8 protein-coding genes are annotated in these 7077 nt (G+C 60.4%); 5 read left to right on the top strand and 3 right to left on the bottom strand.

Going from position 1 to position 7077, the window contains the following annotated elements:
• Window positions 1-23 precede the first annotated feature (23 nt).
• From Q0R23_RS00290 to Q0R23_RS00280, 3 genes are all read right to left on the bottom strand, one after another.
• Window positions 24-284: a hypothetical protein gene (locus tag Q0R23_RS00290; RefSeq protein ID WP_293909065.1), complete on the bottom strand. Its 261-nt coding sequence runs from the start codon at window positions 282-284 to the stop codon at window positions 24-26.
• The gene (locus tag Q0R23_RS00285) at window positions 281-613 is read right to left on the bottom strand and encodes a hypothetical protein (RefSeq protein WP_293909063.1); all 333 of its coding nucleotides are present in this window, start codon (window positions 611-613) and stop codon (window positions 281-283) included. Before Q0R23_RS00285 ends, Q0R23_RS00290 begins: the two co-directional genes overlap by 4 nt.
• Window positions 614-706: 93 nt before the next feature.
• Entirely contained in the window at window positions 707-1174 is a 468-nt protein-coding gene (locus Q0R23_RS00280; protein ID WP_293909061.1) for a hypothetical protein, read from the bottom strand.
• Between the two features lie 146 nt (window positions 1175-1320).
• Here Q0R23_RS00280 and Q0R23_RS00275 point away from each other — a divergent pair, with 146 nt between their 5' ends.
• The 5 genes from Q0R23_RS00275 (at window position 1321) to Q0R23_RS00255 (ending at window position 6955) form a co-directional block, all read left to right on the top strand.
• Window positions 1321-1542, top strand: a complete 222-nt coding sequence (locus Q0R23_RS00275; protein ID WP_293909059.1) for a helix-turn-helix transcriptional regulator — start codon at window positions 1321-1323, stop codon at window positions 1540-1542.
• Window positions 1539-1796, top strand: a complete 258-nt coding sequence (locus tag Q0R23_RS00270) for a hypothetical protein (RefSeq protein WP_293909057.1) — start codon at window positions 1539-1541, stop codon at window positions 1794-1796. The genes Q0R23_RS00275 and Q0R23_RS00270 overlap by 4 nt, the downstream gene beginning before the upstream one ends.
• Window positions 1797-1929: 133 nt before the next feature.
• On the top strand, window positions 1930-3210 hold the full coding sequence (locus Q0R23_RS00265; protein WP_293909055.1) for a site-specific integrase: 1281 nt from the start codon (window positions 1930-1932) through the stop codon (window positions 3208-3210).
• A gap of 1472 nt (window positions 3211-4682) precedes the next feature.
• Window positions 4683-4901, top strand: a complete 219-nt coding sequence (locus Q0R23_RS00260; RefSeq protein ID WP_293909053.1) for a hypothetical protein — start codon at window positions 4683-4685, stop codon at window positions 4899-4901.
• 8 nt (window positions 4902-4909) lie between these two features.
• A complete protein-coding gene (locus Q0R23_RS00255; RefSeq protein WP_293909051.1) occupies window positions 4910-6955 on the top strand; it encodes a DUF927 domain-containing protein in 2046 nt (681 codons plus the stop codon).
• Window positions 6956-7077: the final 122 nt, after the last annotated feature.

Genomic DNA, 7077 nt, shown 5'->3' with positions numbered 1-7077 from the left:
AAGAAAATTCAGGCATTGACCCTCTACGCTTCGCCGCTGTGATGTCTGGCCGCCTGGATAGTCGCCCGCTGCATGGTGTTCCAGACTGAGGACCGGCTCAGCTCAGCCGTGGTGCATGCATCCCCCCACATCAGGCTCAGCCGCTCACCGTCAGGACTGGGCACGATCAGCCATGACGCGGGGAAGTCTGGGCGGCCCGCCAACTCAAGGGCCGCTTTCTCGCTCACCGTGTCGCCATGCCGGTACAACCCCAGCCGGGCATCTGGGGGCGGCTCAGTCCTCACTCGCTCCCCTCACCGCCTTCGGCAGCGGTGGCCGCTTCGGGCTGGGCGGCCAGGTCGGTGAGGCTCATCAGTTCCAGCACGTCAGTGAGTTGCCGCTCAGTCAGGCCCGCTGCTTGCCAGTGCTGCGCCCAGATACCCAGCAGCGGGGCCAGCTCAGCGGCCAGGTGGGCTTGAGCGCCCTGGAGCATGACCCGCCGGGCGTGGCAGCGCGGGCACTCCAGATAACCGCCGGGCAGGTCGAGCGCGGGGACGGCGCCGCAGGCATCACAGCGGGCAGCGGGGACGGTGAGCGAGGTCAGGCTGTCGGTGGTCTGGTGGTTGGTGGTCATGGGGGTCACTCCTGATGATGTCTTTGTCATGGGGTACGGGTTGCGGTGCATCGTTCATGGGGTGTGAGTATCAGTCACACCCCTAAGCGGAACTCAGGCCGCGTGCTGGGCAGCCTGGAACATGCGGCACAGATACGCCCAGGTCTGCCGGGCTTCGCGTTCGGTGAGGCTCGCCAGGCTCCAGACTTCGCGGCCAGTGGCGCGGGCCGCGCTGGCGTAGTGGTGAACGCTGGGCATACCCACGCGGGTCATGATCTTGTGCAGCTTCGCGGCGCGGGCCTTACCGATGGTCGGCGCGGCCTTGACCGGGCAGAAGTTGACCTGCGCCATGCACGCCCCGGCGCGGGTGCGGGTGGCAATCTCGGCGGCCAACTGGGCGAGCAGCAAGCCGCCCAGGTCAGCCAGCCGCGCCGCACTGGCCCAGGTCTGGGCCTCGCCCTCACCCGTGGCGTAGGCGGTGACGCAGCTACCCTCGATGATGGTCAGGACGGCGAAGGACGCGCCGTAGGTGGGGGTGCTGGTGTACTGGTACGCGCCGTCTGCGAGTGAGGTAGTGTTCATGATGCTTCCTTCGGTACGGGGGGAGTCAGTGGGGGCGCGTGTTTCTTGGTCGGAGTGCGTGCCCTTTCTGCTCTCTCAATGCTAACAGTTACAGCCTATAATGTCAACAGTAGATGTTAGCTAACGGTGGGTGTTAGTATGGCTGCATGAACGATGAACTGAGAGCGGTAGTCAATGCTCGACTGAAGACCAAAGGCATGTCACGGGCCGATCTGGCGAGGGCCACCGGCAAGCATCCGAACGCCATCAGCCGGGCGCTGAACGGTGGGAAAGACAGCGGAAGCCCGCCCCCCGTCTGGGCAGCCATGCTTGAAGCGCTCGACCTACGCCTGACGGCGGAAGTGCTGCCCGGCGAAGGTGAGCAGTGAGTACCCTGCTTCCGAACGGCGCGGCCCTGGCGCTGAGGGTGCTGGGCGTGCTGGTTTACGTGGCGGTGGCCGTCATCGAGTGGCGACTCGGAAGCGCTTACCACGCCGGTCTATCGCTGCTCCTAGCCGGGCTATTTCTCTTCGCCGGACGGGGTGAGCGCTTATCGGTGGGCCTGGCACTGCTGCTGTGTGTGGTGCTGGGCTACGGCGTCTACCGGGCAGTGGGTGGCCTGGCCCTCTTGGGGCTGCTGTAACCCGCGAAGGGTAGCCACTCCCCCGCCCTACTGATCTTCACAAGCCCTCAGTCTGGCCGCGCTGGGCGGTGCTGAGCTGCCCTGTAGTGTCCGGGTGTGGCCCATTTGCCCTGTAATGCCCTAAGCTGTCGGCATGACCAAGGGGAAGGGCCGGAACGGGTGGCACGCGGGCACCATCGAAGAGCTGCCCAGCGGGCGCTTTCGCTGGCGGGTGCGCGTCATCTACCCGGACGATGTGCAAGCCCGCCTAACCGGTACGGTGAGGACCAAGACCGAGGCCCAGAAAGCCATCACCAAAGCACAACAGGAAGCGGCGCACGGTCAACGGCCTGTAGCTCAGACGCTCACCGTGGCCCAGATGGTCAGGGAACACATGGAGGCCATGCGCGGCACCTGGGCAACCCGGAGTTATCAGAACAACGCTTATCTATTTGAGCACTACATAGAGCCGCAACTCGGCAAGAGGAAGGCGGCAGGCATCCAACCCAAAGATCTGCGTGCCCACTTCGACAAGCTGAGCGAGGCGAGCGGCAAGCGAACCGGACTGGGGCTGAGCGGTCAAAAGCAGGTGCGCTCACTGCTTTCCGGGGCGTACAAGCGGGCTATGGCTGACGGGGTGCTCAGGGACAACCCCACCGCCCACGCCCGGCCAGCCGCCCCCCGGCACGCCCAGGCGGCGAGGATCAAAGCCTTTACCCCGGAAGAGGCCACACGCTTTTTCATGGCAGCGCTCGAAGACCGCTGGGCCTTGCCGCTGGCCTTCATGGTGCTGACCGGGCTACGGATCGGTGAAGCAGTAGCGCTGACCTGGGCTGACCTGGGAAGTGACGCGGCGGGCGTGCCGGTGGTGATGGTCAGCAAGACCCGCTCAGAGTTTCAGGGCGTGCCTTACGACGGCTTGCCCAAGACGGCGGCAGGGGCGCGGGCGGTGCCCCTCTCGGAAGACGCGGCGGGCATCATCGAGGACATGCGCGAGCGGGTGAACGTCGAGTCAGCCGCCCACGGGCAGAAGGCGGGGCCGCACTCTCCCCTCTTCCCTTCGCCGCTGACCGGGGAACCCATGTCGCATGACACGCTGAGAAATATCATGGAGCGCACCTGCAAGCGGGCCGGGGTGCCCTTGCTCAGCCCCCACAAGCTGCGCCACACCTACGCCTCGCTGAACCTGGCGCACGGGGTCCACCTAGGCGATGTGAGCGCCGTCATGGGGCACGCCAACTCGACGGTGACCATGAACTTTTACCAGACCTCGTATGACGCGGGCCGCCGGGCCACGCGGCTGAACCTCAGTCCGGCGAGGGTAGGGAAACTGGATGAGGTACGGGAAGAACCGGAGGCCACACCTGCCCGGCCCCTGCCCAGATCAGCCCGGCATGGCCGCAAAGGTGGGCCGCGCCGCGCCATGAAGCCCTGAGCGGCGGGCCTGTCCCCACTGCTGGGGACAATGTGGGGACAGAAAGAAACACCGTCTAGGACGCACTCTATCGGACCTCACCTATTTTGCTGTCCCCACCGCCCGGAGTGCGTGGGGACAGGAGTTTTCACCGTGTAGGACGCGGTTTACGGGCTATTGTCCCCACTGCCCCCATTGTCCCCACGTTATATAGGGGTCCAGATAAAAAAAGTGGTGGTGAAGTTTTTTATTCACTGCCCGCTCGACCCTGGCAGACTGGGGCGCGAAATTTGGGCCATAAAAACCAAATGGGCCACGAATGGGCCACGTTTGGCACTTTGGGCCACATGCGGGCCTTGACCCGAAATAACAAAACCCGCACTGGGCGGGCTTTTTTCTTGGAGCCAGAGGTCAGATTCGAACTGACGACCTACTGATTACGAACTATATGAGGGCGTGTTTCGCCCTATTAAACTAAATGCTCTCCTGTTATGTTTTTGACGTGTCAGACGAATCTTATAGATTTCGGCGTGTTGTATTTTGTTCGCCTCATGCCTTCTCGTATCACCTCTTTTTAGACACTTTATAGACAAAATAGGTTAAGCAAATAACAGAATGAGATTTTAGGACGTCTAGCTTGACCCCGTGTTATTCAGGGAGTAATATGTACACAGATGAATCCGATCAGGTGCGCAAAGGGAGTTTCGTCAGAGCGAGCCAGGCGGAGGAATGCGCACGAGTCAGCAAAATTAACAGCGGCAGCCCGTCCGAGTAGGATGGCAGCAGAGCTTTGTACTCTTTCATCCAGAATTGTTGTTGAAAAAACTGAATCATCCTTCCTAAAAAACCTGGGTGATCGTCCAGTACGTGGTTTCGAGGAATACTCCGAGGATTTCCATTCGTCCCTTGAAGAGCTGCCGCAATCCAGCAAAACGACTGCTCAATACCAGGCCGAGCGAAGAAGACTTGATTTGATTTTATGGGTATGTCGATTCATGAGAATCAAGATACATGAATGCTTTTGGAACACCCCAGATTGGAAGATGGGTAGGGTAATACTTTACTTGAGTAAGATATTACGATTTGCTGCACAAAGAATTGCGGGTAGATTTACGTTGTCTCAGCATAATCTAATCTGGACTGCCATAGGGGATGCAAGAAAACTCTCTAGTACAATAGATAGTATTAGAGAACTCAAGAGCTTACTGAATTTAGATTGTATTTACAAGTATTTGAGACTTGAAGCTTTGATTATATTTTTAATCAGCAGAGTTATATTGCCTACAACTCCGTTTTTGATCATTAAAACAATATCTTTGATGTCTCTACCACCATCGGCACCGCTAGCGCCCCCTGTCTGAGTGAGGCCGCAGAGTAGAACCTATTCTGCCCTCCTGATCCGCATCCTTATTTCCCGACAGTGAAGTGACGGGCCTTGCTCTCTTGGCAGGGTGGATGTAGATCGCTCCTCTCACGCAGCGGAGGCACTCAACATGTCCGAATCACTCAAAAACTTTTTGGCCCACGAATTCCATAGCATCAAGAGCGTCGCCGACTTTGGTGAGGTCGGCCAAGCCACGGTCCGCAAGGCCATTGAAGAGGGCCAGCTCCGGGTCAAGCGAATCACGCCTCGGTTATTTCGCGTCCGCACCGTGGACGCGCTGGATTGGCTGGGGGTCGCACTTCCCTCTCCGACTAAGGACCAGCAGTGAAGCGGTCCTTGAAGGCCACCAGGAGTGCTCTTTCAGAACTTAAAACCTTAAACGGCAAGGCTGATGAACCACAGAGCATTGCTGAAAAGACTTCACAGGCCACCTGGGGAGAGGGGTTTACCGATTGGCCTTACGCGATACGCGGCGGCGGCATCGTCAAGTTGACCAAGGCCAAAGACATAGAGAACGGCGATACGACTCGCCCGCTGCTTGGCTTCACGGTTCGCATTGTGGCTGAACTCCATCGAGACGATGGTTCGGGCAATCTGGTCGGAGCCTATCAGCTCGAAGGCACTGATAGCCAGGGCCACCCCTTTTCACCGCAGACAGTGCCGTTTACCGAATTCCGCTCCCTTCAGTGGGCCGACAAATGGGGAGCGCGGGCGTTCGTCTACCCTGCGCCCGGCACCAAAGAGGAGTCGAGAGCCGCGATTCAACAACTCTCGACCAAGGCGGGTATTCACCGTGAGACGGTCTACACCCACACCGGCTGGAGGGAGCTCCCGGAGATCGGTCCGGTCTACCTCACGGCAGGATGCTGCATCGGGGCCAGCGGCGCTGTTCCGGGCATCCGAGTTGAGATGACAGGGCGACTTTCCGGGTACGCGCTGCCCGCCCCGGTAACAGGCGAGACCCTTCGGGCGGCGGTCAGGGCGTCACTGGCCCTGCTGGAACTGGCTCCAGACGCTGTTGCCGTGGTGATGCTGGGCCTCACCTACCGCGCGCCCCTTGGAGACGTGGACTTTACCGTCTGGGTAGCGGGCCGGACAGGCTCCGGAAAAACGACCTATGCCGCACTGTGTCAGGCCCATTACGGCCAGGCGTGGACGGCGAAGCATCTTCCAGCAAGTTGGCAAAGTACCGCTAACGCCCTTAACCGGGAGGCGTTCATCGCCAAGGATGTCCTGTTCATCATCGACGATTTCAAGCCCGCCGGTATTGCGGCTGAGGTCTCGCGCAGGCACGCCGAGGTGTCCACACTCCTGAGCAGTGCCGGGGACCGGGCCGGACGCTCGCGGCTTTCCCAAGACGGCGCAACGGTCAGCAGCGGGCCGTATCCGCGAGGCTCTGTACTGACGACCGCCGAGGAGACGCCGCGAAAGACCTCCGACGTTGCTAGGACGGTGGCTGTTGACGTGTCGACGCCACTCTTCGAGCATCGAGGAGCGTCTGAACGATTTGAAGCAGCCCGGCAGCTTGCGGCCTCCGGTCAGTATGCCCTCGCGCTCTCGGCCTACATCCGTTGGATCGCAGCGAACTACGATGACCTGACTGGCGAAGCGCTCAAACGGCGGGTGAGAGCCAGTGCGTCTTTGTTCGCTGCACCCCACGCCCGGACGCCCGAAAACGCGGCGGAACTGCTCGAAGGCTGCCGGGCATTTTTCTCTTTCGCTGCCGACACGGAGGCGATCTCGCTTGAGGAAGCCAGATCGTACCTCCGCCGCGTCACAACAGCGCTCACTGAGCAGGCAACTGGGCAGGCCGCCTACTTGGGCCATACGGACCCAGTGGAGCGGTTTCTCAGTTTGCTCGGTTCCCTCCTGCGGACAGGCGAGGTCTACTTAAGAGACGCGCACACCGGGGACGTACCGGATGAAAGCGTAGCCGAAACGCTGGGGTGGAGCTGGCGGGAGTACGGCGATCCAGACCGGATGGAAAGGCACTGGTCGACTGACCGTCGCGGCCTGCCGGTCGGGTATTTCCAAATCGTCAACGGTCAACCGTTCATCTTTTTGGAGCCTGAGACGGTTTATATAGCCGTGAACCGGCTTGCCGAGCAAGGAGGAAGTGCGCTTCCAGCGCAGTCAACCCTTTACAGACGACTTAAAGAGCGCCTCAAGCCACTCGGCGCTATGATCGCTGAAAAGGACCGTTCGACTCATCCACGGCGTGTTTACGGTGCCCCACCGAAAACACGCCCGGACTTTCTGAATCTCCGCTGGCCTCTTCCTGATTTGGGCGGGACAGCCGGGACAGACCCAGCTTCAGCGCCCTCCCAGCCGGAAATGAGCGATGTCCCATTTCTCTTCTCTTTTCGGGACAAGGAGATGTAGAACGGGACAACAGAGGAACAACATTCATGCCGCAGGGTTGAAGGGCTTGTGCTGTTCCCAAACCCTGCCTGCCAAGCCGTGCCTAAATAGTGCGGCTTGGTAGGTTCTTCGCGGAGCGTGAG

It is taken from the genome of Deinococcus sp. (assembly GCF_025362455.1).
In the GTDB taxonomy this organism is placed as follows: domain Bacteria; phylum Deinococcota; class Deinococci; order Deinococcales; family Deinococcaceae; genus Deinococcus.
The sequence above is the reverse complement of the archived record's forward strand: the minus strand, read 5'-3'. Positions and strand labels throughout refer to the sequence as shown.